Here is a 25,486-nt window from a genome sequence, read left to right as displayed (position 1 = left end):
GTGCCGTCCCAGAAATGCTGCGTCTCCGGCGTCGGTTTCGGCTTGGCGCGGGCGGCTGTCGACATCGCGTTGGTTTCTCCGGGGATCGGCGCCTTGTTGCGTGCGGCAGCCTGACGTCAGCGCATGTGCCACGACGAGCCGCAAATGTCAATTTTGCGAAATAGATTTTCGCAAATCAACAAGTGCCGGCTGGCGACGATTCTTGCTCTCGTGCAGGAAGTTATCGCCGCTGCGGCGGACGGAGCGGGAGTGCCAGAGGTGGTCGACCAATGCACCCTCGTCGCATGAAGTCTGTGGCGATCGGAAGTGATGGCCTCAGGCCGTCACCTCCGCACGGCCATTGTTGATGACGACGAGGTCGCGCTCCGCCACCTTGGCGCGGAACGACACCACGCCGTCGGGAGCGGTCCAGATCTCGGTCACGATGGTCTCGCCCGGAAACACCGGTGCGCTGAAGCGGACCTGCATTTTCCGCAGCTTCGAGGGATCATTGCCGCACACGGCCGCGAGCAGCGCACGGCAGACCACGCCGAAGGTGCACAAGCCATGCAGGATCGGCCGATCGAATCCGCCGCTACGCGCCACCGCCGGATCGGCATGCAGGGGATTGTAGTCGCCGGACAGTCGGTAGATCAGCGCGGCCTGCGGCAACGTCGCGATGCTGACGCTTTGATCGGGCGCGCGGTCGGGCAACGGATGCGGCGCCGGCAATGGACCCGACGGGCCGCCGAAGCCGCCGTCGCCGCGCATCATCGTGGTCGAGGTCAAGCGGCACAGCAGCTCGCCGCTGGCCTTGTCGATCACGTCGCGCTCGGAGACCATCACCGCGCCCTTGTCCTTGCCCTTGTCGAACAGGCCGGTCACCCGAGACTTTCCAACCACAGTCGCGGCCGTCGGCAGCGGCTTGAACAGCTCGATCGCCTGCTCGCCGTGCAGCACCTTCTTCCAGTCGACGCCGGTGCCGGGATCGCTGATCCAGAAGCCCGGATAGCCAAGCACCACCGCCATCGAGGGCAGCGCCTGCAGCCGGCCTTCATAGACGAATTGCAGTTGGCCCTCGTCCAGCGGGTCCGCGCCGTAGCCGAGGCCGAGCGCGTACAGCATGGTGTCGCGCGCGGTGTAGGTGTGTTCGATTTCGGCGATCGGCCATTGCCGCAAGGCGTCCGGATCGATAGGCATCGTGGGCGTTTCCTTTTTGATTGAATTCGCAAAATTGCCATGCCGCCGGCAATGTGGCAATATGCGAAAATGATTTTCGCAATGCCATCGAAAGCGGCTACGCAGCGACATTCCTGCGGCGAGCTGATATTCGATCGAGCAGTGACGGCGGCCCGCCGGAATCGCGCCACGGCCGCGACCAGCGCCTGACAAGGGTTAAGTGATGGACGACGACAAGCGGCGCAGCGCCAGCCCGGGACGACGTCCCGCAGCCGGCAAGAAGAAAGCTGACGATACCCGTGCCGCCAAGCCGCTCGGCCGCGCGTCCGCGGTCGCTACCGATGAGCGGGCGAAGAAGAAGAGCGCGCGCCTCTTGCTGCAGCGCGCCTCGCGCCGACCGCGCGCTGCGGAACAGGGCGAAGGCGCCGAAGACGGCGGCGGCCGGCTGTTCGTCACCGCGCTGGCGCGCGGGCTGGAAGTGCTGAGCGCTTTCCGCGCCGGCGATGGCGCGCTCGGCAATCTGGAGCTCGCCAGGCGCACCGAACTGCCGAAGCCAACCATTTCCCGCATCACCCACACGCTGACGCAACTCGGCTATCTGTCCTACAATAGCCGGCTCGGCACCTACGAGCTCGGTGGGCGCACGCTGACGCTGGGCTACGCGGCACTCGCCAATCTGGATATCCGGCGGGTCGCACGGCCGATCATGCAGGAGCTCGCGGAGACCTATAACCTGCACATCGCCCTCGCGGTCCGTGACAAGCTGATGATGCTCAACCTCGAAACCTGCGAAGGCCATGGTCTGGTCGGACTGCGGCTCGCGCCCGGCACGCGGGTGCCGATGGCGATCACAGCGATCGGCAAGGCGTATCTGGCGGCGATTTCCGAGGTCGAGCGCGGTCGAATCCTGGATTCGATCCGCAAGCAATACGGCGACGACTGGCCGATGATCATGCGGTCGATCGAAACCTCGATCCGCGAGGTCGAGCAGCGCGGCTTCTGCGTCTCGATGGGCGAGTGGCGCAAGGACATCAATGCGGTCGGCGCTGCGGTCGCTCCGCCCGGCGGCGAAACCATCTATGCGCTGAGTTGCGGCGGCCCGGCCTATCTGGTGTCGCAGGACCAGCTCGAGAACGAATACGGTCCGGCACTGGCGGCGGCGGCCGCCGCGATCAGCGCGTCGCTCGGCAGCCCGAAAACCTGAGACTCAGTTGACCTGCGTGGCCTTGCCGTCCCAGAACGGCGCGCGCAATGCGGCCTTGTTGATCTTGTTGACGCTCGACAGCGGCAATGCGTCATCGCGGATGTCGACGCTGCGCGGGCATTTGTAGCCGGCGATCAGGCCACGACACTGCGCAATGACGTCCTCGGCGGTGAGCGCCGCGCCCGGGCGCCGCACCACGACGGCGTGGACGGTTTCGCCCCAACGCGGATCGGGAACGCCGATCACCGCGCATTGCAGCACATCCGGATGCGCGCAAATCGCATTCTCGACCTCGGTCGAATAGACGTTCTCGCCGCCCGTGATGATCATGTCCTTGATCCGATCGGCGATATAGAGGTAGCCGTCCGGCTCGAAATATCCGGAGTCGCCAGTGTGCATCCAACCACCGCGCAGCGTCTCAGCGGTGAGTTCCGGCATGTTCCGGTAGCCCTGCATCACCATCGGCCCGCGCACCACGATCTCGCCGACCTTGCCGGTGGGCAGCTCGTCATCAAGCGCGTCCACCACCTTGATTTCGGCCGACCACAGCGGCCGGCCGGCCGACCGCAGCCGCTTCTTCGGCGCATCGGGCAGATGATCCTCCGGCCCGAGGATCGACACCACCGGCGACAGCTCGGTCATGCCGTAGGATTGCGCGAACCGCACGGTGGGAAACCGCCGCACGCATTCGGTCAGCACCGCTTCGGGCATTGGCGACGCCCCATAGGTGATCAGCCGCAGGCTCGATAGGTCGTAGGAATCGAGATCGGGCAATTCGAGCATCATCGCCAGCATGGTCGGAACGAAGGTCGCCACCGTGACCTTGTCGCGGGCGATGGCGGCGAGCACGTCGGTCGGCGTGAACCGCGGAATCACCACATGCTTGCCGCCCAGCATGCCGGTGGTGAACACCCGCGCGCCGGCGCCGAGATGAAACAGCGGCCCGGCGTGCAGGCTGACCATGCTGTCGTCGAAGCCGAGCCGCCCGGCCGTCACCGCGATATTCGCCCAGATGTTGCGATGGCTGAGCATCACGCCCTTGGAACGGCCGGTAGTGCCGCCGGTGTAGAAGATGCAGGCGAGGTCCTCGCCGCCGCGCAGCGCATCGTCGCATGGACGCGCGGCGTCGAGCACGGCGTCGTAGTCGAGCGCGGTCGCAGGCAGCGCGCCGGGGCCGGCATGCAGCAACGCCGTGACGGACGGCGCGGCAGCGGCGAGCTGCGCGCCGATCTCGGCGAAATTGCCGTCGACGATCAGAACTTTGGGACCGGCGTCGCGAATCTGCTCGATCATTTCAGGCAGCGCAAACCGCGAATTGATCGGCACGATCACGCCGCCGCCCCACATCACGCCGAAATAATATTCGATATAGTGCTGGCCATTGGCCGCCAGCATCGCCACCCGGTCGCCATCGCCCATGCCGAGTTCACGCAGCGCCGCGCCAAGCCGCGCCACCCGATCGACAAAGCTGCGATAATCGAGCCGCAGGTCGCCGCACACCAGCGCCTCTGCGTCGCCGCCGAACGCGATTGCCTTTCGAAGGCCCATCGTCAGGTTCATCGTTTCCCCGAACTGTTGCTTGTTGCCATCACCGTACATGCGCCGCCAACCCGACTCAATATGCGAAATGCCGTTTCACTTTTCTTGCTTTTGCTCTAAGGCTGGTCGCCAAGCCGGATTCACAACAACCGGAAAACACGCGGTGGGAGGACGAGATGGTCACCAAGGACAGCGGCACCGACGCCGTCATTGTCGAGCGCCATGACGACGTCGCCCTGGTCCGGCTGAACCGGCCGCGATCCCGCAACGCCCTCGATAGCGACATCAAGGCCGGTCTCGAATCGGCGATTCCGGCGCTGATGGACGACAGCGCGGTGCGCTGCCTGGTGATCACCGGCTCGGACGACGCCTTCTGCGCCGGCGGCGATATCAAGAACATGAGCGACCGCAACGCGACGGCGGTGCGGGCCCGGATGCTTCGCAGCTACACCTGGTCGCAACGCATTCTGACCGGCGAAAAGCCTGTGGTGGCCGCGGTCAATGGCGCCTCGGCGGGGGCCGGCTTCTCGCTGGCCCTGCTGTGCGACATCGCCCTCGTCGCCGACACTGCTTACTTCCGGGCGGCGTTTCCGGGCCTCGGCGCCGTGCCGGATCTCGGTCTCGCGCTGACCTTACCGCGCGCCATCGGCAGCGCCCGCGCCAAGGATATCCTCCTCACCAACCGCCGCATCGACGCCGCCGAGGCCGTCACCATCGGCATCGCCAAGCGCATGGTGCCGGCCGCTGCGCTGCTCGCCGACGCGATGCAATTGGCGAAGGAACTTGCCGCCGGGCCGGCGACATCGTTCGGCCTGACCAAGATGCTGCTGAACAACGCCTTTGGTTCGATCAACGACTTCTTTGCCTCCGAAGCGATGGCCCAGGCCGTCGCCTTCGGCAGCCCGGAATTCGCCGAAGGCGTCAGCGCCTTCCACGGCAAGCGAAAACCCGATTTCAAGAGCAATCGCCAGCCCTGACCGGCCGCAAGTACGATCGCAACGTGAAGACCAATGAGTTCTTCGGCCCGTATGGCGGAGAGAGTGGGATTCGAACCCACGGTACGGTTTCCCGCACACACGCTTTCCAAGCGTGCGCCTTAAGCCACTCGGCCATCTCTCCGTGCGCCCTCTCATGACGGTGCCGGGCGATTTTGGCAAGGGATCGCGCCGCGGATCCGGTCATTTTCCGCAACTGTCTGATTAATCAATTGGTTTTGCGAGATCGGGGAGCCCGAAGGGGGCAGCCGTCAAGCGTGTCGGCGGTCGCGGGTGCCGGCCGGCAGGGCCAAAGTCGTCGAGCGGATCTTCGCTGCGCTGGACAGCGGCGCCGGAAGCCCCGATCCTTGCCTGCAGGGGCTGCCGCAATCGCGCGAAGTCCCTCCCCTTGCAGGCGCGATGCGCGCAGCCGGAGTTTGGAATGAGCCTGCACCGCATGATGCTGTTGGCCCTGATCGGCCTCACCGCCGGCGATGTCACCATGGCGGCGGCGCAGCTGTGCAAACGCTCGGGCACCGCGGTCAGTTGCGACGACGGCCGGCACGGCCTGTTGTCGGGCGATTCCATCGTTTGGCCGGATGGCACCCGATCGAGCATCGCGTCGCGACACCCCAGCGTGGTCATCGGCAACCGGCCCTCGGTGAGCGTCGGCCCCGGCGTATTCGTCGGCAGCGGCGCGGGCGCGGTCCCGCTCGATGACCCGAATGCCCCGAACAAGACCCGCTGCGCCATTCTGGACGGCGTGTCGTACTGCAATTAGCCGGTTGGGCGCCTTAGTTCAGGCGTGCGGCATCGCCGCCGCCGACGCAAAGCGGTGGCCATACCGCCGCGACGTCAATCGCCTTTTGATCAGCCGCGGCCCTCGTTTCGTTGGCGCTTTGCAGCGCTTCGAGAAAATCCGCGAACCAGCGCTGGATTCCGTTGCTGCGGAGTTTTTCCATCATCGATTCCCAGCGCATCCGCCGTTCCGTCAGCGGCATCGACAGCGCCGTCGCCAGCGTGCGCGCCATGCCGTCGATATCGTGCGGATTGACCAGCAGCGCGGTGTCGAGCTCATTGGCGGCGCCGGCGAATTTCGACAGCACCAGCACGCCAGGATCGACCGGATTTTGCGCGGCGACATATTCCTTCGCCACCAGGTTCATGCCGTCCTGCAACGGCGTCACCAGCCCGACCTGCGCAGTGCGATACAGACCAGCCAGCACGGTCTGGCGAAACCCCTTGTTGAGATAGCGGATCGGCGTCCAGTCGGCTTCGCCGAGACGACCATTGACGTCGCTCACCAGCCGGGCGAGTTCGCCCTGGAGGTTTCCATAGGCCTCGATGGTGCCGCGTGAGGGCGTGGCGATCTGCAACAGCGACACCGAGCGTTGCAGCGCCGGATGCTGCGTCAGCATCCGGTCGAAGGCGTTGACGCGGTTGATCAGCCCCTTGGAGTAGTCCAGCCGGTCGACGCCGATCACCAGTTTTTCGCCGTTCAGGCTCTTCCGCAGGCGGGACACGTCCGGATGCGACACCGCCTTGTGCGCCTGCAGCGCGAATTTGTCGGCGTCTATCCCGATCGGAAACACCGAGCATCGCGAGGTTCCGTAGCGCGAAGTGACGACCTCGCCGCTGACGTGCAACCCCAGATCGGATTTCAGATAGGCCAGGAAATTGAGCTGATCCTCCTCGGTCTGGAACCCGATCAGGTCATAGGCCAGCATCGCTTCGATCAGTTCACGATGATGAGGCACGCTGCCGATGATCGCGCGTGATGGCCACGGGGTGTGCAGAAAAAATCCGATCGGATGATCGACACCGCGGTCGCGCAATTCCGCGCCCAGCGCAAGAAAATGATAATCCTGAATCCAGAACACGGTGTCGGGCTTGCGGAACCTGAGCAGCGCCCGCGCCATGAAGGCGTTGACCTCGCGATAGGACTGATAATCGTCGTGCGTGACCCGGATCAGATCGGGACGGGAATGCAACGCCGGCCACAGCGCGGAATTCGCAAAGCCTTCATAATAGCCGGCGTAATGCGCCGCTGGCAGATCGAGCAGAGCCAACGCGCCGGCACCGAGCGATTCGATTTGCGCAAACGGATCCTTCTGCGCGCCATCGCGCACCCGTCCGCTGGAACCTACCCAGATCGCGCCGGATTTTTCCACCACGGGCAGTAGCGCCGCCGCCAGACCTCCCGTCATCGGTTCGTTGGCGTCGGCGCGAGCGACCCGATTTGAGACGACAACGAGGTTCACTGCAGTCCCTCCGACGTTCCGCCGCACCCATCGGCGTTCGGAGTATTAACAGTCGTTCATCGGGATCGTTCCATGGCGCAATCTGAGCGTCATTGAGGCAGTTTCGCGATCCGTTCGGACCAATCGCGAGCTGCGGTCTCACTCGTGAAGTGAAACTCGCTTATTCCGCCGAGCGCCGCTCCTGGTCGAGCAAATCCGCGAGCCATTGCCGCACATCGCTCGGCCGATCGAAATGACCGGCCACGCCTTCGGCCACGCGGCCGACCGAAAATGCCAGTCCCTGCAACGCCGGCATGATCGCGAACACCGTCTCATCGGTGACGTCGTCGCCGAGGAACACTGGACGGCGGCCCTTGAACGGCGCGTGCTTCATCAATTCCAGCACGCCGGTCGCCTTGGTGAAACCGACATGCTTGATCTCGCAAACCGCTTTGCCGGGCATGACCTCGATCGGCGCGTCCGGGTAATCGACGCGAACCGCGGCCACCGCATCGTAGATCGCCTGTTCGGCGTGCGGCGCCAACCGGTAATGCAGCGCGAACGAATAGCCCTTGTCCTCGAGCAGAATGCCGGGGCTGAGCTTGGCGATCGCCGCGAGGCGGCCTTTCATCTCCGGGTCGAGCGGCGGCGCATGGGCGGAGACCGCCTCGTTGTTGTTAGCCAACCGCATTTCCGCGCCGTGGCCGCCGACCGCGGGAAACCGCATCGGGGCGAAGATCAGGTCGATATCGTTGAGCGAACGCCCACTGACCAGCGCCAGCGCGCCACAGGTTCTTTCCAGCAGCCGTGTCAAAGTCTGCTCCAGGCCCGGAGGCACCCAGACTTCGCCAGGCGTCTGCGCCAGATCCAGCAAGGTGCCGTCGATATCCAGAAGCAACGCGCATCGATCGAGAGGCGGCAGCAGCGCGCAGGGCTTGATGAAATGCTGGATCACGTCGTGTTAACCGGCGTCCAGCGCATCGGTTCCCGTTTCCTCGCACCGGCCAGCCCAAGAACCCAACCCGCGGATCGGTTGCGGGCAGAGCGGGCGCCCCGCCGCGCAGCCGATCCCGGCGAGCAAGACGGCCGCTTCCGTTACCGATGACGTGAGGATGACCGCTAAGTTGAAAATCCCAGTTGCAAAGTCCGTCCGCAGTGCTTCTAATTGGAACAATTAAAAAGCATGGGGAGGCCTAAGCGTGTCAACAGTCACACTTACAGTCAATGGCAAACCGGTTACGGCCGAGGTCGAGGACCGGACGCTTCTCGTGCAGTTGCTGCGCGATCATCTGGGTCTGACCGGCACCCATGTCGGCTGCGATACCAGCCAATGCGGCGCCTGCATCGTCCACATCGACGGCCGCGCGGTGAAATCGTGCACGACGCTGGTCGGACAGGCCAATGGCGCCAACGTTACCACCATCGAAGGCATCTCCAAGGGCGACGAGCTGCACCCGATGCAGGCCGCGTTCCGCGACAATCATGGTCTGCAATGCGGCTATTGCACGCCGGGCATGATCATGTCGGCGATCGACATCGTCAATCGCCATGGCGGCGAGCTCGACGAGGAGACCGTCCGGCAGGAGCTTGAGGGCAATATCTGCCGCTGCACCGGATACCACAACATCGTCAAGTCGGTGCTTGATGCGGCCTCCCGCATGAAAGTGGCGCAGGCTGCGGAATAATTCCGCCGCTGCTTGATCTCAAGTCACCGATCATAAATTCGAACAATCGCTGCAATTCCGCGTCTTCCAGGGCTTCGCGGCTGATGCAGTCGGACAGGGAGAGATGTCATGGGCGTTGAGGGTATTGGCGCAAGCGTGGTGCGCAAGGAAGACCGTCGTTTCATCACCGGCAAGGGCCGTTACGTCGACGACATCAAGGTCCAGGGCATGACCTTCGCGCATTTCGTGCGCAGCCCGCATGCCCACGCCAAGGTTAAGGGCATCGACGCCACCGCCGCGAAGAAGATGCCCGGCGTGGTTGACGTGCTGACCGGCCAACAGATCGTCGACGACAAGATCGGCAATCTGATCTGCGGCTGGGCCGTGCACTCCAAGGACGGCTCGGCGATGAAGATGGGCGCGTGGCCAGCGATGGCGCCGGAAACCGTGCGCTTTGTCGGCCAGGCGGTCGCGGTGGTGATCGCCGAGACCAAGAACCAGGCCCGCGACGCGGCCGAGGCCGTGGTGGTCGACTATGAGGAACTGCCGAGCGCCCACCACATCTCGATGGCGATCGCGCCCGGCGCGCCGCAGCTGCACCCGGAAGCCCCCGGCAACATCGTCTATGACTGGGAGATCGGCGACGAGGCGGCCGTCAAGGACGCCTTCAGCAAGGCCGCCAATGTGGTGAGCTTCGAGCTCGTCAACAACCGGCTGGTGCCGAACGCGATGGAGCCGCGCGCGGCGCTGGCCGAATACAATGAAGCCGAAGAACATTTCACCCTCTACACCACCTCGCAGAACCCGCATGTCGCCCGGCTGGTGCTGTCGGCATTCTACAATGTCGCGCCGGAGAACAAGTTACGGGTGGTGGCGCCAGACGTCGGCGGCGGTTTCGGCTCGAAAATCTTCATCTATCCGGAAGAAATGGTGGCGCTGTGGGCCTCCAAGAAAGTCCGCCGCCCGGTGAAATGGACCGGCGACCGCAACGAGGCCTTCCTCACCGACGCCCACGGTCGCGACCATATCTCGAAGGCCGAAATGGCGTTCGACAAGGACAACAAGATCCTGGGCCTGCGGGTGAAGACCCACGCCAATTTCGGCGCCTATATGTCGCTGTTCTCGTCCTCGGTGCCGACCTATCTGTACGCCACGCTGTTGTCGGGCCAGTACAACATCCCGGCGATCCATGCCGAGGTGATCGGCGTCTACACCAACTCGACCCCGGTCGACGCCTATCGCGGCGCCGGCCGGCCGGAAGCCTGCTACCTGCTGGAGCGGCTGATGGAAACCGCGGCGCGGCAGCTCAAGGTCGATCCGGCCGAATTGCGGCGCAAGAACTTCATCACCAGCTTCCCGCACCAAACCCCGGTGATCATGGCCTATGACGTCGGCGATTTCGGCGCCTCGCTGGACGCCGCCATGAAGGCGGCCGACTATGCGGGCTTCCCGGCGCGCAAGGCGAAGGCCAAGAGCGAAGGCAAGCTGCGGGGCATGGGAATGTCCTGCTACATCGAGGCCTGCGGCATCGCGCCGTCGAAAGCCGTCGGTTCGCTCGGCGCCGGCGTCGGATTGTGGGAATCCGCCGAGGTCCGGGTCAATCCGGTCGGCACCATCGAGATTTTGACCGGCAGCCACAGCCACGGCCAGGGTCACGAAACCACCTTTGCGCAGCTGGTCGCGGACCGCCTCGGCATTCCGATCAGCCAGGTCTCGATTGTCCACGGCGACACCGACAAGGTGCAGTTCGGCATGGGCACCTACGGTTCGCGCTCTGCCGCAGTCGGCATGTCGGCAATTTTCAAGGCAATGGAGAAGGTCGAGTCCAAGGCCAAGAAGATCGCCGCGCATCTGCTTGAGGCGTCCGAAGGCGACATCGTGATCGAGAACGGCGAGTTCAAAGTCACCGGCACCGACAAGTCGATCGCGCTGCCAATGGTGGCGCTGGCCGCCTACACCGCGCACAATCTGCCCGACGGCATGGAGCCGGGCCTGAAGGAGGGTGCATTCTACGACCCGACTAACTTCACCTTCCCGGCGGGCTCCTACATCTGCGAACTCGAAGTCGATCCCGGCACCGGCAAGACCAGCTTCGTCAATTTCGTCGCAGTGGACGATTTCGGCCGGTTGATCAACCCGATGATCGTCGAGGGCCAGGTCCATGGCGGCCTCGTTCAGGGCATCGGCCAGGCGATCCTGGAAGCCGCGGTCTATGACGACACCGGCCAGCTCGTCACCGCGTCGTTCATGGACTACGCGATGCCGCGCGCCGACGACGTCCCGTCGTTCAAGCTGTCGCACACCACGACGCTGTGCCCGGGCAATCCGCTCGGGGTCAAGGGCTGCGGCGAGGCCGGCGCGATTGGCGCCTCGGCGGCGGTGATCAACGCCATCACCGACGCGATCGGCAACAACAAGCTGGAAATGCCGGCGACGCCGGACCGGGTCTGGCACGCCATTCCCGGCAACGCGTAAGGGAGGCCATCATGTATTCAACGACCTATCACCGCCCCTCGACCGTCGAAGAAGCCGTGGCATTGTTCGCGAAGGGCTCCGACGCCAAATATCTCGCCGGCGGCCACACCTTGCTTCCGGTGATGAAGCAGCGCCTCACCGCGCCGTCCGATGTGATCGACATCGCCCGGATTCCGGCGCTGATCGGCATCGAGGCCTCGGCCGACACGCTGACCATCAAGGCCGCGACCACCTATGTCGACATCGTCAACAGCGCCGATGTGAAGCGCACGATCCCGGCGATCGCGCATCTGACCTCGGTGGTAGGCGACCCTGCGGTGCGGGCGCGCGGTACCATCGGCGGCTCGGTCGCCACCAATGATCCCAGCGCGGACTATCCCGCCGCGGTTCTGGCGCTCAACGCCACGATCAAGACCAACAAGCGCTCGATTGCGGCGGAGGATTTTTTCAAGGGCCTGTTCGCCACGGCACTCGACGAGAACGAGATCATCACCGCAATCTCGTTTCCGATCCCGGCCAAGGCCGGCTACTCAAAGATGCGCAATCCGGCCTCGCGCTTCGCGCTGACCGGCGTGTTCGTGGTGCAAACCAAATCGGGCGAGATCCGCGTCGCCGCCACCGGCGCCTCGCAGAACGGCGTGATGCGGGTGCCGGCGATCGAAGCCGCCCTGAAGGCGAACTGGTCGGCGTCGGCGCTGGATGGCGTCAAGATTTCCGACGAAGGCCTGATGGCGGATATCCACGGCAGCTCGGACTATCGGGCCAACCTGATCAAGGTGATGGCGCAGCGCGCGGTCACCGCGGCCGGCTGACGCATCATTCCATCACACGGCAAGCGGCGCGCCTGCCAGCGCGCCGCTTTTTGTGCGTTGCCAGCGCATGGCCGCATGCACGATTGCGGTCAAAAAGTGGCTTGCCGTCGACGCGGCCAGCATAGAGAGTTTTCCGCAACAACAGCCGCTCGCCGCGCCAAGCGGGCAATCAGACATGGGATCTCAAGGTGCAGGATACAGCAACCACTTCCGCCCAGACGCAACAGACCCGCTGCGGCCCGCTCGCCGGCGTCCGGATCGTCGAATTCGCCGGCATCGGACCAGGCCCGTTCGCCTCGATGCTGCTAGCCGACATGGGCGCCGAGGTGATCACCCTGACCCGCGCCGGCCAGACCCCGAAGGGCGCCGCGGCGCGGGGACGCAAGATCGTCGCGGTCGACCTCAAGGACAAGGCGTCAGTCACCGGCGTGATGACGCTGCTCGATGGCGCCGATGCGCTGATCGAAGGTTACCGGCCTGGCGTGATGGAGCGGCTCGGCCTCGGCCCCGATGTGGTGCTGGCGCGCAATCCGCGGCTGGTCTACGGGCGGATGACCGGATGGGGCCAGAGCGGCCCGCTGGCGCAGGCGGCCGGCCACGACATCAACTACATCTCGATCACCGGCGCGCTCGCCGCGATCGGCCCCGCGGAACGGCCGGTACCGCCGCTCAACCTGGTCGGCGATTTCGGCGGTGGTTCGCTGTATCTCGTCGTCGGTCTGCTGGCCGCGCTGCTGGAAGCCGGCAAGTCCGGCAAGGGCCAGGTGGTCGACGCCGCGATGTGCGACGGTGCCGCCTCGCTGATCACCATGTTCTTCGACATGACCGCCAAGGGTCTCTGGAAAGAGAGCCGCGAGAGCAACATGCTCGACGGCGGCGCGCATTTCTATGGCACTTACGAATGCAAGGATGGCGGCTTCGTCTCGATCGGATCGATCGAGCCGCAGTTCTATGCGTTGCTGCGCGAACTCGCCGGCCTGAGCGATCCGCAATATGACGGCCAGATGGACAAGAACAACTGGCCCGAACTGAAACACAAGCTCGCGGCGGTGTTCAAGACCAAAACCCGCGACGAATGGTGCGCCATCATGGAAGGTACCGACATCTGCTTTGCGCCGGTGCTGACGATGTCGGAAGCCACCCGGCATCCGCACATGGTCGCCCGCGAGGTGTTCATCACCCACGAGGGCCATACCCAGCCGGCGCCGGCGCCGCGGTTCTCGCGTACGCCGTCAGCGGCGCGCCCGCCGGTGACGGCGGAACTGGCCGGGGTGGTGAAGGACTGGCAAAGCGGACGCTGAGCGTACGCAACGCACGGCCGACGCCTCCTCATTCGGCGTCGGGCTGCCGCCCCGGCTCGGCGGCAACGAACGCTTCGACATTGAACGCCGCCGCTTCGATCTGCCGGATGCGCTCGAATGGCGCGAGGTCGACATCGAAGCGGTGGGCGTTGAACACCTGCGGCACGATGCAGATGTCCGCCAGCGTCGGCTGCGCGCCGAACGCGAACGGCCCCGGCAACTGCGCCAACCGGGCCTCGATCGCCTCGAAGCCGGTCTCGATCCAGTGTTTCGACCATTGCGCACGCGCGGCATCATCGATGCCCAATTCGGTCAGCCGGTTCAGCACCCGCAGATTGCCGATCGGGTGGATGTCGCAGCACACCGCCAGCGCGATCTCGCGAACGATCGCGCGGTCACGCGGGTTGCGCGGCAGTAGAGGCGGCTCGGGATGGGTCTCGTCGAGATATTCGATGATCGCCAGCGACTGCGCCAAACTGAAATCGCCCTCGACCCAGTACGGCACCAGCCCCGCCGGATTGATCCAGCGAAACGCCGCCTGGGTCTGCTCGCCCTTGCGCAGATGCACGAATTTCTGTTCGGCGCGAAGGCCCTTCAGCCCCAGCGCGATCCGCACCCTATACGCCGCGGTGGAGCGGAAATAGCCGTACAAGACTGCGACGTCGGCGTCCTTCATGGCGGCGTCATGGCCGGTTCGGATCGAAGCGCTTCTCGAGACCGTTCCAGCAATCGGCATAGTCGGCCTGCAGCGTGCCGGATTTCGCCGCATATTCGGTAACGCGCTGCGGGTACCTGGTCTCAAGCATGAACGCCATCGTGCCAGTCAACTTCACCGGCTTCAATTCGCCGTTCGAGGCATGATCGAACGCCTCGCGATCGGGGCCGTGCGGCAGCATCATGTTGTGCAGCGACGCGCCGCCGGGTGTAAATCCTTGCGGTTTGGCGTCGTAGACGCCGTAGATCAGGCCCATGAATTCCGACATGATGTTCATATGATACCACGGCGGCCGGAAGGTATTCTCCGCCACCATCCAGCGCTCCGGGAAGATCACGAAGTCGATATTGGCGGTGCCGGCGGTTTCCGACGGCGAGGTCAAAACGGTGAAGATCGACGGATCGGGATGATCGAAGCCGATCGCGCCAACCGGCGAGAAGGTGCGCAGATCGTACTTGTAGGGCGCGTAGTTACCGTGCCAGGCGACCACGTCGATCGGCGAATGCGGCAGCTTGGTGACCCACAGCGTGCCGCCCCATTTGACGAACAGCTCGGTTGGGGTGTCCTTGTCCTCATAGGCCGCCACCGGCGTGAGAAAATCGCGGGCGTTGGCGAGGCAGTTGGCGCCGATCGGGCCACGCTCCGGCAGCGTGAAGGCGCCGCCGTAATTCTCGCACAGATAGCCGCGCGCCGGCCCGTCGATCAGTTCGACGCGGAACTTGACGCCGCGCGGGATCACCACGATCTCGGCAGGCTCCGCAGCAATGACGCCGAATTCGGTGACGAAGCGCAGCCGGCCCTGCTGCGGCACGAACATCAATTCGCCGTCGGCATTGTAGAAATGCTGATCGAACATCGACGCGGTGATAAGATAGATGTGCGCGGCCATGCCGGCCTGGGTATTCACATCTCCCGCCGTGGTCATGGTCCGCACGCTTTGCAGGAACGTCAGATCCTCCGTCGGCATCGGCGCCGGGTCCCAGCGCAACTGCTCGATCGGCATCTCGACTTCCAGGCATGGCGCCGAGCGCCACAACCCGACATCTGCCTTCACGAAGCGGCCGGAATGTTTCACCGACGGCCTGATCCGATACAGCCACGAGCGCTCATTGCTGCCGCGCGGCGCGGTGAACGGCGAACCGGAGAGTTGTTCGGCATAAAGCCCATAGGGCGCGCGCTGCGGCGAGTTGCGCCCGATCGGCAGCGCGCCGGGCAGCGCTTCGGTCTCGAAGCTGTTGCCGAAGCCCGACATGTAGCCCGGGGTGACGCCGACGGTCCCGCAGGCGACGATGCCGGGCGCGGTGTTGATGTTCATGTCATCCTCCGTTTCGATTGCGCATGATCTCTTCCGGAAACCGGAACCCACTTTTCGGGATCATGCGCCCTGCAGGGCGGCCCACATTTCGAGATCGCGCTCGGCGGTCCAGATCACCGGATCGTCGATGCCGGACGCCTCGTCGAAGGCGCGCGAGACGTTGAACGGCAGGCAATGTTCGTAGATCGCGAAGCTGGAAAATTTCTTGTCCATCACCTCGCGGCAAGCCGCCATGGTTTCCTTCAGCGAACGGCCCTTGGCGACCGAGATTTCGGCGGCGCCATACAGCGTGCTGACAAAATCGCGGGTCATCGCGATCGCTTCGCGGGTGGTCTCCAGCCCCTTCAGCGCGTCGCCGCGGCCGGGCGCGATCGCCTTCGGATTGAAATCGCGGATTTCATTCAGCGTCATCGGCCATTCCCGCAAGTAAGCGTCGCCGCAATAACACGCCGAATGATATTCGATCAGGTCGCCCGAGAACATCACCTCGGCGTCCGGAACCCAGGCGACGATATCGCCGGAGGTGTGGCCGGCGCCGAGCTGGATCAAGCGCACCTCGCGCTTGCCGAGCCAGATCGACATCTCGCCCTCGAAGGTCAGCGTCGGCCAGGTCAGGCCGGGAATGCTCTCGGCGTCCTGGAACAGCCGTGGGAACCGGCCGTATTCGGAATCCCAATCCTGCTGGCCGCGCTCGTCGATCAGGCGATAGGTTTCCTGCGAGGCGACGATGCCCTCCGCGTTGTATGCGGAAGCGCCGAGCACGCGCACGGCGTGATAATGCGACAGCACGACATATTTGATCGGCTTGTCGGTGACGGCCTTGACCCGCTCGATCACCTTGTTGGCCATCGCCGGCGTCGCCTGAGCGTCGAACACGATGCAGCCGTCCTCGCCGACGATCACCGCCGAATTCGGATCACCTTCCGCGGTGAAGGCGTAGAGATCGGTGCCGATCTCGGAAAACGTGATCTTCTTTTCCACCATGTCGGTGGTGGATGCGAAACCCTTGGCCATTCTTTTTTCCTTGTGAGACGTCCGAATCCGCGACTTTGGTCGCGGTAATCAGGATTGCGTTGGGTTGCTATCGACGATGCGCCGCTTCGCGAGCGCCAGCGCTTCGCCCAGCACGCCGAGATCGCCGATGTGATTGGCGAGAACCAGCACCAGTGCGGCGTCGAGCGCGGCGCTCTGCTCGTCGCTGATGCCGCGATGCGCCTCGACGATCAGCCGGTAGGCGGCGTCGGGATCGGCGAAATTGCTGGTGGTCGACAGCGCCATCATCCCTCCTTACGCCCGCCCGCTCGCGCGCGCGAGCGCGGTTTCGATCGCGGCATGCGTCGGATGCTTGAACCTTGCAGCAACATAGCCGTCCGGCCGCAGCAGATAGGCGGAACCGGGCGACGCATCGTAGCGGCGGGCAAACAATCCGGCGGCGTCGCGCAGCGCGGCGGCGGGGCCGATGCGAATGCTGTGAACGCCTTGGGGCAAGGTTGTGGCAGCGCCGTTGGCACTTTCCAGCAGCACGAAGCCGCCGCCGGCCGCCTTGAACGCATCGGTCAGAAACAGCGGCTCGCCGCCAACCGAGGTCAACGGCGCATCCAGCATGTGGGCGCCCGGACGCGGGCCCGCCTCCCAGGCCTCCACATCCGCAGTCGAGAGCGGGCTATCGTAGACTGACGGCACCGACAGCCGCCCGGCATTGACCATCCGCTTGGCGAAATCCACCTCCTGCGACAACGCCAGCACGGCGTCGCGTAGCCGGCGCTCCTGTTTCGAATGCGGCGCGATGAAATCGGTCGAGCGCGTCGAGTGCCGAATGTTGTCGTCGGCAGCCAGCCCACGCTCGATCTCGTAGCTGTCGAGCAGGCTGGCCGGCGCCTGTCCGCGCAGGATCATGTCGAGCTTCCAGGCCAGATTCTCGCCGTCCTCCAGCCCCGAATTGGCACCGCGCGCGCCGAACGGCGACACTTGGTGCGCGGAATCTCCGGCGAAGATCACCCGCTCGTGCAGGAAACGCTGCATCCGGCGGCACTGGAACTTGTAGATCGAAATCCACTCAAAACTGAACTCGCCATGGCCGAGCATCCGCTCGATCCGTGGCCGGACGTTCTCCGGCAGCCGCTCGACCGCGGGGTCGGCGTCGGGGCCGATCTGCAGATCGATTCGCCAGACATTGTCGGGCTGGCGGTGCAGTAGCGCGGATTGCCCGGCGTGAAACGGCGGATCGAACCAGAACCAGCGCTCGGTCGGAAATTCGGCGGTCATCTTGACGTCGGCGATCAGGAACTGATCCTCGAATACCTCGCCTTCGAACTCCGCGCCGACCATGCCGCGCAGGCTGGAGCGCGCGCCGTCGCACGCCACCACATAGTCGGCGGCGAGACGATACGACCCATCCGGCGTGTCGATCGTCAGGACCGCATGATCATTGTGCTGCGCGAGCGCACTGACCTTGTTGCGCCAGCGCAGATCGATGGCGGGCAGTTGTTGCACCCGGTCGACCAGATAGGCCTCGGCGTAATATTGCTGCAGGTTGATGAAGGCCGGCATCTTGTGGCCGGTCTCCGGCAGCAGATCGAAGCGGTAGACCATGTCGTTGCCGCGAAAGATCTTGCCGACCTGCCAGATCACGCCCTTCTCGACCATGCGGCTACCCACGCCGAGCCGGTCCCAGACTTCCAGCGCGCGCTTGGAAAAGCAGATCGCGCGCGAGCCCTCTCCGATCCGGTCGGCGTCGTCGAGCAGCACAACCTGTTGGCCGCGCTGCGCCAGATCGATCGCCAGTGACAACCCGACCGGGCCGGCGCCGACCACGATCACCTTGTGGCGCACGGGATCGCCAGCCCGATCCTGATCCGGGTGGCGGCGATAGCCGAATTGGGTGTGATGCTGCTGGGCCATTGCGCTCAGCCGACGCGACGGCGCGAGTTTGGCATTGCGCTGGTCAAAGCTTCCTCCCGCATGATAGTTTCACGTGCAACCATCTAAACCGCAGTTGTGTTCCGGCGCAACCCGAGTTGAGGGATTTTTTTGAGCAAGCTCGATCTATTCGCGTTCGTGCCGTTCCAGCTCAACCGGCTGGCCGCAGAGGTCAGCGCGGCGCTGGCCAGCGAATATCAGGACCGCCACGGGCTGGATATTCCGGGCTGGCGGATCGTCGCCACGCTCGGCTTCCGCGACGACGCCTGCAGCGCGCAATTCATCGCCCAATGCACGCGGACCCACAAATCCACCATTTCCCGCGCAGTGACCGGATTGCTGAGCCGGCAGTTGATCGAGCGGGTCGAGAACGAGGACGACCGCCGCGAGTTCCGGTTGCGGCTGACAAAGAAGGGCCGCGCGCTGTATCAGCAGCTGGTGCCGCGACTGCTGACCAAGGAGCGCGAAATTCTGTCGTGCCTGTCGGCGCGCGAGCGCGAGAATCTCGCGGCAGCGCTCGGCAAGATCGAACGGCATCTGAATTTGATCCAGGGCAGCCATGAGGTGGAGTCGTCGCGCGAGGCCACGAGCCAGACGGCCGGCTAGGAAGGTTTGTGGTGCGGCCATCGCGTCGCGGGGAACGACGAATGCCGTCTGTTCAGGCGAACGATCGCGATGGCGGCAGGTGCAGCGCGAAGGCGTCGACCGCGGCGCTGGCGCGCGGATAGATTTCGGCGACCAGCGGGTCGTGGCCCGGAATCACGCGGTCGGGATGGCCGGCGAGCCGCGCGGCGATATCCCAACCATCGCACATCTCGCCGACATTGTAGACGATCGGGAACGGATTGCGGCGGTGCATGTTGGCGTAATAGTGCGAAGCGTCCGAGGCGAGCACCACCGGCCCGCGCGCGGTCGCGACGCGGACCACCTGCAGGCCGTCGGAATGGCCGCCGACGCGGTGCAGGCTGACGCCGGGAGCGACCTCGCCGTCGCCTTGGTGGAAGGTGACCCGCTCGGCGTAGACGTGGCGCACCATCAGGGTGACATCCTCGACCGAGAACGGGTGACGCAGCACGCCATTGCACATGCAACGGCCGGTGGCGTAGCTCATCTCGCGGTCCTGCAGATGAAAGCGGGCGTTGGGAAAGCGGTCGAGATTGCCGGCGTGGTCGTAGTGCAGGTGAGTGATCACCACGTTCCTGATGGCGGCGGCGTCGACGCCGAATGCAGCCAGCGCTTCGACCGGATTCAGCGTCAGCTTTCGGTTCCGCGCCGCCGCGGCTGCATGGTTGAAGCCGGTATCAACCAGAATGTCGCCGCAGGCGCCGCGGATCAGCCAGACGAAATAGTCGAGATCGGCCGCCGTGGTCTCGTGCGGATCGGGGGTGAGGAAGTTCATCTGCGGCGTGCGCGGCGACATCGTCGCATAGCGCAGCGCATAGATTTCGTGAACCTCGCCCATGTTCGTCCCGCCCTGATTTCTTTTCGATCATCGCAGCAACAGGCGTTCAAAGGCAACCACCGATGCCTTTCGTCAGTCGCGTCTCAAAAGCGCAAAAGAAATCGGGCGGCCGCTGGAAGCGACCGCCCGATTGATTTGGGTCTAGCCCGTTCGGATCAGTAATCAGCTCAATACTTGGCGATCACCGGACCAGCCGAGAAGCGGTAGTTCAAGCCGACCGTCGAGATGAAGCCGGTCTCCTTGACCGTTCCGGGAACCAGCGTCACGGGAAGCACGTAATCCTTCGTGCCCATGTCGAAGTAATTGGTCTCGGTCCGCACCGACCAGTTGTTGGCGAGCGCGAATTCCGAGCCGATGCCGACTGTCCAGCCGGTGCGGTTGCGCTTGGTCGCCTCTCCGCAACCACCGACGCCGAACACATTGAACGGACCGGTGTTGCAGTTGGTGGTGAGCTTCATATCGCCGAAGGCGGCACCGCCGCGGACATACCACAATGACCGGTTCCAGAAGGCATAACCGAGCTTTGTGGTCGCCGTGCCCATGTAATTGACGTTGGTTTCGCAGTTGAAGAAGATTCCAAACTGACATTGACGAGCGCCGTGGGCGTTCGTCGCATTCAGGTTGCCCTCGACGCCGACCACCCATTTGCCGAACTGACGATCATAACCGACTTGGCCACCGCCGATTGCACCGGCGAAGCGTGGGTCGGAGGAACCGCCAAAGGTCTCGTATTTAGTCCGGCCGTTGAGCGCGCCGAAGCTGCCGCCGATGAAGAACCCGGTCCAGTCATACGCAGCCTGCGTGAACGCCGGCGCCTTGACCGCTTTAGTGTAGCGCGGACCTGCCACGAGGGCATCCGGAGAGAATTGATACCGAACGCCGCCATTGACGCTATAGCCGTCGATATTGTTACCGGTACGGTAGTCGGCACGAATGTATCCCAGCAGGCCGGTGTTGACGAGCTGGCCGGCGACGCCGACGCCGAATTGGCCGTAAGTACCGATGGTGGACGACGAGATCCGGCCGGCCGGAGCCACGGCAGCAAATACCGGCCCGAGGCTCTGCGCGGTCGCCGGACCGCTGTCGAACGACGATGTCACCGAGCCTTCGAACTCATGATAGAGGCTCGCGATCGCGAACGGCTGCCAGACCATGTTGCCGGAGGCGATCGTGGTGCCGCCGCGCAAGCTGATGCGGCCGAGCGTGCTCTTGATATCATCGATCTGCAGCCGGCCGGGGAAGGTGACGCCCGGGGTGAAGGCGGCCGGCAGCACCAGCGAACCGGTCACATTCAGCGGATCGACCTTAACCTTGGAAACCACGATTCCGGCCGAAGGCTCGATGAACCAGTTGTTCGCGAGTGCCTGATTGTAGCCGATGTTGCCGGTGAGCGAGAGCCCGCGAGCATCGAGCTTCTGGTTGAAGATGCCCGCGACGATCGGGTCGTTGACCGAGTTCTGATAGTATTCGGTCCGGATCTGGCCGTCGATGAACAGGCCACCCTTAGTCACCGCGGCGTAAACGCCAGCGAACGGAACCTGCAGCGTATCCTCGAACGTGCCGCCGCGAGGGTTCAGGACGCCAGCTGACGAGTTGTCGCGAGCCTTGGCGCCAATGTAGCCGACTGTCGAACCGACGTGCAAATTCCAGCCGTTATAATTCAGGATCGAGGTGTCCGCGCCGACCTGGGCACCCGCGAATGTGAGCTTGGTCTCATTGTTACAGGTAACAGTGCCGGGAGCCGCAACGCCACCAAGGGTCACATTCGACGTGGTGCTGGTGCTCTTGGTCTTGATGTCGCCGCCGATCGCACGAGCCCAAACGCCGCCACCTTCCTGGTTCGGCGCCGGATTGCCGGGCGCGCTCACGAAGGCGGTGGACTGGGTCAAGAAAGCGGTATTGGCAGTATTAATAGCCGAAACCAGCGAATTGACCGCACCACCTGCCGCGAAGGGGAGGATCGAGGACGGATTGAAGCCCGCGATCGCGCCGGGCACGAACGAGCCAGTGCCGGTGCATTCCGCCATCGCCACCGACGACACCGAGCAAGCCATCGCGAGGGCAAACCCCGCCAAAACCCGGTTTTTGGCTTTCCGTGCCCCGACCGAACGCTCGTTGACCAAAATTGTCATCACTATGCCCCCAAAAAGATCGAATTCGCGAATCCCGGCAAAAACGGGTTTCTAAATATTTCTAGGGCAGATCATTTGGGCGGGGCAAGACAGTGCGGGCAATTGCCCTCTGGAGAAGCCGACTATTCCAAACATTGTGCCATTACTGCAACATGGAAGGTACGAAGAGGCCGGTCGAGAGTGACTCATCCGGTGCCGTCGGTGGCACGTCATCCGGAGTCCGCCGGTTCGGCGCCTGCGGCCGTCCGACAGATCGACTCGCCAGCCGCGCCGCGTCCCGCCCGATATTTATAGAGGCGTCTTGAAGCGGCGTCGGAACCTACGATATTCTTTGAGTTCCAGGGAGCGCTCGGTGTGCGAAACCGGGATAGGAGGAGTCGAGGTTGAGCTGTTTCAATTTGCGACCAACTCGCTGAAGACGTCATTTGTGCCCTTTCGGATTTTTCGTGACATAGATCACGGCAGCGCTCTCCGCGCCGGGGCAGGGTAGCGGCGGTTGGTTCCGGCTCTCGTCGCTCCGGCGATGCCTTCGACCAGATGGAGATGATCATGATGATTCGGCAGAAATTTCTGAGCAGAACCGTTGCCGTTGCCGTTCTGGCGAGTGGCTTAATCGCGATCGGCGTACCGGCGAACGCCGGGGAGCTTTCCGCCCAGCAGATCACGGAGGGGTTGAAGGTTTCGAAGACCCGCAGCCTGAGCCCATCCGACCGGCCCACGATCAGCGCCAGCGACTTGGCGGTCATTAAGCGGGTGAGCGGCCAGACCCGTTCGCTGTCGGCGGGTGACCGCGAACAGGTGGCCGCGATCGCCGCCAACCGCCCGAAAATCAACCTCGAAATCAACTTCGAGTTCAATTCCGCGCAGTTGATGCCGCGGGCCGCACCACAGCTGAACAACCTCGGCGAGGCGCTGACCAGCAACGATCTCAAAGGATCGATCGTGATGCTCGGTGGCCATACCGACGCAAAGGGCAGCGATGAATACAATCAGAAGCTGTCAGAGCGGCGCGCTGAAACCGTAAGGCGTTACCTGATGGAAAAGTATCACATCCCCGCGACTAACCTGATCGCCGCTGGCTATGGCAAGCAAGGCCTGAAGAATCCGGCCGACCCGTTGGCGGCGGAAAATCGCCGCGTCGAGATCGTGAACCTGGCCGAACGCGAAGAGGCCTCGAAATAGAATAGGTCTGGTGGCCGCCACGGCCGCAAAACCATGTAGCCGTGGCGGCCATCCGGTTGCCGGCGATTGATCAGCAACCGGGTTGTCGTTACACTATTATCGCGCATTTCGCCTTTTGCCGTCGGCTAGGCCGTTAGCAAGCCTCGTTCTGCTCTTGATAAGGACCTGCCTAAGCGCAAGCGGTGGCTGGAAACAACATGATCGAGCGTTTGGCTCAAATCGCGGCGATGATTGGTGGAACCGTCCTGGCGATGGTTCTGTCATCGAGTCTGGCGTTGGCCGACAAGCGGGTGGCGCTTGTGATCGGCAATTCGTCCTATCAGACCGTCCCGCAATTGCCCAATCCGTCGCGCGACGCGGCCTCCGTGGCGCAGATGTTCAAGGACACGGGCTATGAGGTCACTTCCGCGATCAATGTCGGCAACCTTGATTTCAAGCGCGCGATTCGCAAATTTGAGGCCGACGCCGACCATGCGGATATCGCAGTGATCTATTATGCTGGACACGGCATTGAGATCGGCGGCACCAACTATCTGATCCCGGTGGATGCGCGGCTGGCCAGCGATCGGGATGCCGACGACGAAGCGATCCCGCTGGAACGGATGGTGGCGTCCGCAGACGGCGCGCAGAGATTGCGCGTGGTGATTCTCGATGCCTGTCGCGACAACCCGTTTACAGTTAAGATGCGCCGCGAGCGCAAGGTCGCCAATCGTTCGGTGAATTCGGGCCTTGGCAAAGTCGAGCCGACCAGCGCCGATACCCTGATCGCCTACGCCGCCAAGGCCGGATCGACCGCCGAGGACGGCGAAGGCGACCACAGCCCGTTCACCGCTGCCGTTCTGAAGAGTCTGACGATTCCCGGCTTGGACATCCGGCTGGCGTTCGGCCGGGTGCGCGACGAGGTCCTGAAGTCCACCGGCAACAAGCAGGAGCCGTTCGTCTACGGGTCGCTGGGCGGCGGCAACATCTCGCTGGTGCCTCCCCCGGCGGTGGAAAAACCGTCCGTCGCCGACGACAGCGGCGTCAAAGCCGACTACGAGCTGGTCGCCAAGATCGGGTCGCGCCGGGCTTGGGAAGTCTTTCTCGGGACCTACAAGACCGGTTTCTACGCCGATCTGGCGCGCGCACAGATCGCAAGCTTGGCCGATCAGGTCCCCGCGCCGGCCGCGAAAACGCCTGGCAATGTCGCCGTGACCGCGGTCGCTCCCAACACCATCGCGCCGGGTCGGGAGCCGAGCTCGAAGGAGACACTGGACTGGGACCGGATCAAGGACAGCAACGATACGAAGGAGCTGCAGAAATTCATCAAGCGCTACCCGGATTCGCCGCTCGCGATCACTGCCCAGCAACGTATGCAACTGCTTGAGAAGGCCGCGCAGGAGCGCGAGGACAAGGCCCGCGCCGAGCGCGAGGCGGCCGCCCGGGCCGCGGAGGAGGCCCGGATCGAGGCCGCTCAAAAGAAGGCCGAACAAGCCGCCGCCAGAAAACGGGATGAGGACGAACGTCGCGCCAAACAGGCGGAAGCCGAGCTGAAAGCCAAGGCCCTGGAGGCCGAACGCAAATCCGCCGAGTCAAGACTGAAGGCCGAAGAGGCGGAAAAGAACAAGGCGGCCGCGGAAGCCGCGAAGTTGCGGGCCGAAAGCGAGCGGCAGGCAAGGCAGGCCGAAGAAGAACGCCGCAAGGCCGAAGTGGCATCAGCGCAGGAAGCCGCCTGCAAACAGCAACAGCCGAAATTCGATGAACTGAGCGCCAAGGGCAGCGAGGGTTCGGGACTCGATGACATGAAGAGTTTCGCCAAGACCGTGACCTGCACCCGGTTGCAGCCCCAGGTCACCGCCGCGCTCGAAAAATTCAGCGCGGAAGCGGCGAAGCGTGCAGCGGAATTGCCGAACTCGCCGGAGCTGGTCCGTTCGGCGCAGACCCAACTCGCCCGTCTCGGCTGCGATCCGGGCAGCCGTGACGGCACGCTTCGTCCTTCCACCAAGGCCGCGCTCGGCCGCTACCTCTCGATCAAGGGCAAAGCGGGCGACAAGCCGTCGGATGATGTGCAGGTGACCGAAGATCTGGTGTCCGAACTGACCGCCCAAACCGGTCGGGTCTGCCCGCTGGAATGCAAGTCGGGCGAAATCGCGAAGGGTGACACCTGCGTTGCCGAGAAGAAGAAGGAGACGCCGGCGACCGCGTCGCGCCGCAACCGCGACGAGGAGGAAGAAGACCGCCGTGCCACCCGGAAGAAGGAGGGCAAGCGACAAGCCGAGCGCGAAGCGCCGCGGCAACCCCGGCCGGAACCGCGGGCCCGTCAGCAAGCCGCTTCGCGACCGAGCGGCGGCCACGGCGGCGGGGCCGCAATGATCGGCGTCGGCTTCTGAACTTTTCTCGGTCGGCGCAACACCT

Annotated in this window: 21 protein-coding genes and 1 tRNA gene; 10 read left to right on the top strand and 12 right to left on the bottom strand. The window is 64.1% G+C overall.

Translation table 11 applies throughout. From position 1 onward, the window contains the following. Nucleotides 1-315: 315 nt before the first annotated feature. Nucleotides 316-1,179, bottom strand: coding sequence for a MaoC/PaaZ C-terminal domain-containing protein (locus HXX15_RS20000; protein WP_296518221.1), 864 nt, complete (start codon nt 1,177-1,179; stop codon nt 316-318). A 202-nt stretch (nt 1,180-1,381) separates the two neighbouring features. Between HXX15_RS20000 and HXX15_RS19995 the strand changes: the two genes are divergently transcribed. Next, the gene (locus tag HXX15_RS19995) at nt 1,382-2,362 is read left to right on the top strand and encodes an IclR family transcriptional regulator (protein WP_296518219.1); all 981 of its coding nucleotides are present in this window, start codon (nt 1,382-1,384) and stop codon (nt 2,360-2,362) included. A 3-nt stretch (nt 2,363-2,365) separates the two neighbouring features. On the opposite strand, the gene HXX15_RS19990 is transcribed toward HXX15_RS19995, so the two are convergent. Beyond that, nucleotides 2,366-3,922, bottom strand: a complete 1,557-nt coding sequence (locus tag HXX15_RS19990; protein ID WP_296518217.1) for a long-chain-fatty-acid--CoA ligase — start codon at nt 3,920-3,922, stop codon at nt 2,366-2,368. A gap of 155 nt (nt 3,923-4,077) precedes the next feature. Between HXX15_RS19990 and HXX15_RS19985 the strand changes: the two genes are divergently transcribed. Further along, nucleotides 4,078-4,878, top strand: a complete 801-nt coding sequence (locus HXX15_RS19985) for an enoyl-CoA hydratase-related protein (RefSeq protein WP_296518215.1) — start codon at nt 4,078-4,080, stop codon at nt 4,876-4,878. A 52-nt stretch (nt 4,879-4,930) separates the two neighbouring features. On the opposite strand, the gene HXX15_RS19980 is transcribed toward HXX15_RS19985, so the two are convergent. After that, a tRNA-Ser gene (locus tag HXX15_RS19980) sits at nt 4,931-5,020 on the bottom strand. A gap of 297 nt (nt 5,021-5,317) precedes the next feature. Here HXX15_RS19980 and HXX15_RS19975 point away from each other — a divergent pair. Beyond that, complete coding sequence (locus HXX15_RS19975; protein ID WP_296518212.1) at nt 5,318-5,656, top strand: hypothetical protein; 339 nt, start codon at nt 5,318-5,320, stop codon at nt 5,654-5,656. A 13-nt stretch (nt 5,657-5,669) separates the two neighbouring features. Here HXX15_RS19975 and otsA read toward each other — a convergent pair whose 3' ends face one another. Together otsA and otsB are read right to left on the bottom strand one after the other, a co-directional pair. Beyond that, nucleotides 5,670-7,136, bottom strand: a complete 1,467-nt coding sequence (otsA, locus tag HXX15_RS19970) for an alpha,alpha-trehalose-phosphate synthase (UDP-forming) (RefSeq protein ID WP_296518210.1) — start codon at nt 7,134-7,136, stop codon at nt 5,670-5,672. A 160-nt stretch (nt 7,137-7,296) separates the two neighbouring features. Further along, a complete protein-coding gene (gene otsB / locus HXX15_RS19965) occupies nt 7,297-8,070 on the bottom strand; it encodes a trehalose-phosphatase (RefSeq protein ID WP_296518209.1) in 774 nt (257 codons plus the stop codon). Between the two features lie 244 nt (nt 8,071-8,314). Between otsB and HXX15_RS19960 the strand changes: the two genes are divergently transcribed. From HXX15_RS19960 to HXX15_RS19945, 4 genes are all read left to right on the top strand, one after another. Then, on the top strand, nt 8,315-8,800 hold the full coding sequence (locus HXX15_RS19960; RefSeq protein ID WP_296518207.1) for a (2Fe-2S)-binding protein: 486 nt from the start codon (nt 8,315-8,317) through the stop codon (nt 8,798-8,800). Nucleotides 8,801-8,908: 108 nt separating this feature from the next. Then, complete coding sequence (locus tag HXX15_RS19955) at nt 8,909-11,254, top strand: xanthine dehydrogenase family protein molybdopterin-binding subunit (protein WP_296518205.1); 2,346 nt, start codon at nt 8,909-8,911, stop codon at nt 11,252-11,254. Between the two features lie 11 nt (nt 11,255-11,265). Then, the gene (locus HXX15_RS19950) at nt 11,266-12,066 is read left to right on the top strand and encodes a xanthine dehydrogenase family protein subunit M (protein WP_296518202.1); all 801 of its coding nucleotides are present in this window, start codon (nt 11,266-11,268) and stop codon (nt 12,064-12,066) included. Nucleotides 12,067-12,254: 188 nt separating this feature from the next. Beyond that, a complete protein-coding gene (locus HXX15_RS19945) occupies nt 12,255-13,367 on the top strand; it encodes a CaiB/BaiF CoA-transferase family protein (RefSeq protein ID WP_296518201.1) in 1,113 nt (370 codons plus the stop codon). A gap of 28 nt (nt 13,368-13,395) precedes the next feature. On the opposite strand, the gene maiA is transcribed toward HXX15_RS19945, so the two are convergent. Genes maiA through HXX15_RS19920 form a run of 5 tightly spaced genes read right to left on the bottom strand, consistent with a single transcriptional unit; the run spans nt 13,396 to nt 18,298 of the window. Then, on the bottom strand, nt 13,396-14,043 hold the full coding sequence (gene maiA / locus HXX15_RS19940) for a maleylacetoacetate isomerase (RefSeq protein WP_296518199.1): 648 nt from the start codon (nt 14,041-14,043) through the stop codon (nt 13,396-13,398). 7 nt (nt 14,044-14,050) lie between these two features. Next, the gene (gene hmgA, locus HXX15_RS19935) at nt 14,051-15,397 is read right to left on the bottom strand and encodes a homogentisate 1,2-dioxygenase (RefSeq protein WP_296518197.1); all 1,347 of its coding nucleotides are present in this window, start codon (nt 15,395-15,397) and stop codon (nt 14,051-14,053) included. A 60-nt stretch (nt 15,398-15,457) separates the two neighbouring features. Next, nucleotides 15,458-16,411: an MBL fold metallo-hydrolase gene (locus HXX15_RS19930; RefSeq protein WP_296518195.1), complete on the bottom strand. Its 954-nt coding sequence runs from the start codon at nt 16,409-16,411 to the stop codon at nt 15,458-15,460. A gap of 48 nt (nt 16,412-16,459) precedes the next feature. Next, complete coding sequence (locus HXX15_RS19925) at nt 16,460-16,675, bottom strand: DUF2783 domain-containing protein (RefSeq protein ID WP_296518193.1); 216 nt, start codon at nt 16,673-16,675, stop codon at nt 16,460-16,462. Nucleotides 16,676-16,684: 9 nt separating this feature from the next. Then, nucleotides 16,685-18,298, bottom strand: a complete 1,614-nt coding sequence (locus tag HXX15_RS19920; protein WP_296518191.1) for an FAD-dependent oxidoreductase — start codon at nt 18,296-18,298, stop codon at nt 16,685-16,687. Nucleotides 18,299-18,427: 129 nt separating this feature from the next. Between HXX15_RS19920 and HXX15_RS19915 the strand changes: the two genes are divergently transcribed. Continuing rightward, nucleotides 18,428-18,922, top strand: a complete 495-nt coding sequence (locus HXX15_RS19915) for a MarR family transcriptional regulator (RefSeq protein ID WP_296518190.1) — start codon at nt 18,428-18,430, stop codon at nt 18,920-18,922. Nucleotides 18,923-18,974: 52 nt separating this feature from the next. Here the strand turns inward: HXX15_RS19915 and HXX15_RS19910 are convergent, their stop codons facing one another. Continuing rightward, a complete protein-coding gene (locus tag HXX15_RS19910) occupies nt 18,975-19,778 on the bottom strand; it encodes an N-acyl homoserine lactonase family protein (RefSeq protein ID WP_296518188.1) in 804 nt (267 codons plus the stop codon). Between the two features lie 167 nt (nt 19,779-19,945). Further along, nucleotides 19,946-21,910 (bottom strand): autotransporter outer membrane beta-barrel domain-containing protein, encoded by a 1,965-nt coding sequence (locus HXX15_RS19905; RefSeq protein WP_296518186.1) that lies wholly within the window; start codon nt 21,908-21,910, stop codon nt 19,946-19,948. 549 nt (nt 21,911-22,459) lie between these two features. On the opposite strand from HXX15_RS19905, the gene HXX15_RS19900 reads away from it, so the two are divergent. Beyond that, nucleotides 22,460-23,092: an OmpA family protein gene (locus tag HXX15_RS19900; protein WP_296518184.1), complete on the top strand. Its 633-nt coding sequence runs from the start codon at nt 22,460-22,462 to the stop codon at nt 23,090-23,092. Between the two features lie 197 nt (nt 23,093-23,289). Then, complete coding sequence (locus HXX15_RS19895) at nt 23,290-25,461, top strand: caspase family protein (protein ID WP_296518182.1); 2,172 nt, start codon at nt 23,290-23,292, stop codon at nt 25,459-25,461. Nucleotides 25,462-25,486: the final 25 nt, after the last annotated feature.

Origin of the sequence: Rhodopseudomonas sp., from assembly GCF_013377015.1 — a bacterium.
Classification (GTDB): domain Bacteria; phylum Pseudomonadota; class Alphaproteobacteria; order Rhizobiales; family Xanthobacteraceae; genus JARJEH01.
This window is presented reverse-complemented; position numbering and strand designations above follow the sequence as displayed.

What these genes read in the sequence shown, in the direction of transcription:
- HXX15_RS19930 (WP_296518195.1), bottom strand. Translation starts at nt 16,411, where the DNA reads ATGGCCAAGGGTTTCGCATCCACCACCGACATGGTGGAAAAGAAGATC.
- HXX15_RS20000 (WP_296518221.1), bottom strand. Translation starts at nt 1,179, where the DNA reads ATGCCTATCGATCCGGACGCCTTGCGGCAATGGCCGATCGCCGAAATC.
- HXX15_RS19920 (WP_296518191.1), bottom strand. Translation starts at nt 18,298, where the DNA reads ATGGCCCAGCAGCATCACACCCAATTCGGCTATCGCCGCCACCCGGAT.
- HXX15_RS19995 (WP_296518219.1), top strand. Translation starts at nt 1,382, where the DNA reads ATGGACGACGACAAGCGGCGCAGCGCCAGCCCGGGACGACGTCCCGCA.
- HXX15_RS19895 (WP_296518182.1), top strand. Translation starts at nt 23,290, where the DNA reads ATGATCGAGCGTTTGGCTCAAATCGCGGCGATGATTGGTGGAACCGTC.
- HXX15_RS19900 (WP_296518184.1), top strand. Translation starts at nt 22,460, where the DNA reads ATGATGATTCGGCAGAAATTTCTGAGCAGAACCGTTGCCGTTGCCGTT.
- maiA (WP_296518199.1), bottom strand. Translation starts at nt 14,043, where the DNA reads ATGAAGGACGCCGACGTCGCAGTCTTGTACGGCTATTTCCGCTCCACC.
- HXX15_RS19905 (WP_296518186.1), bottom strand. Translation starts at nt 21,910, where the DNA reads ATGACAATTTTGGTCAACGAGCGTTCGGTCGGGGCACGGAAAGCCAAA.
- hmgA (WP_296518197.1), bottom strand. Translation starts at nt 15,397, where the DNA reads ATGAACATCAACACCGCGCCCGGCATCGTCGCCTGCGGGACCGTCGGC.
- HXX15_RS19990 (WP_296518217.1), bottom strand. Translation starts at nt 3,922, where the DNA reads ATGAACCTGACGATGGGCCTTCGAAAGGCAATCGCGTTCGGCGGCGAC.
- HXX15_RS19925 (WP_296518193.1), bottom strand. Translation starts at nt 16,675, where the DNA reads ATGGCGCTGTCGACCACCAGCAATTTCGCCGATCCCGACGCCGCCTAC.
- HXX15_RS19985 (WP_296518215.1), top strand. Translation starts at nt 4,078, where the DNA reads ATGGTCACCAAGGACAGCGGCACCGACGCCGTCATTGTCGAGCGCCAT.
- HXX15_RS19950 (WP_296518202.1), top strand. Translation starts at nt 11,266, where the DNA reads ATGTATTCAACGACCTATCACCGCCCCTCGACCGTCGAAGAAGCCGTG.
- HXX15_RS19975 (WP_296518212.1), top strand. Translation starts at nt 5,318, where the DNA reads ATGAGCCTGCACCGCATGATGCTGTTGGCCCTGATCGGCCTCACCGCC.
- HXX15_RS19910 (WP_296518188.1), bottom strand. Translation starts at nt 19,778, where the DNA reads ATGGGCGAGGTTCACGAAATCTATGCGCTGCGCTATGCGACGATGTCG.
- HXX15_RS19955 (WP_296518205.1), top strand. Translation starts at nt 8,909, where the DNA reads ATGGGCGTTGAGGGTATTGGCGCAAGCGTGGTGCGCAAGGAAGACCGT.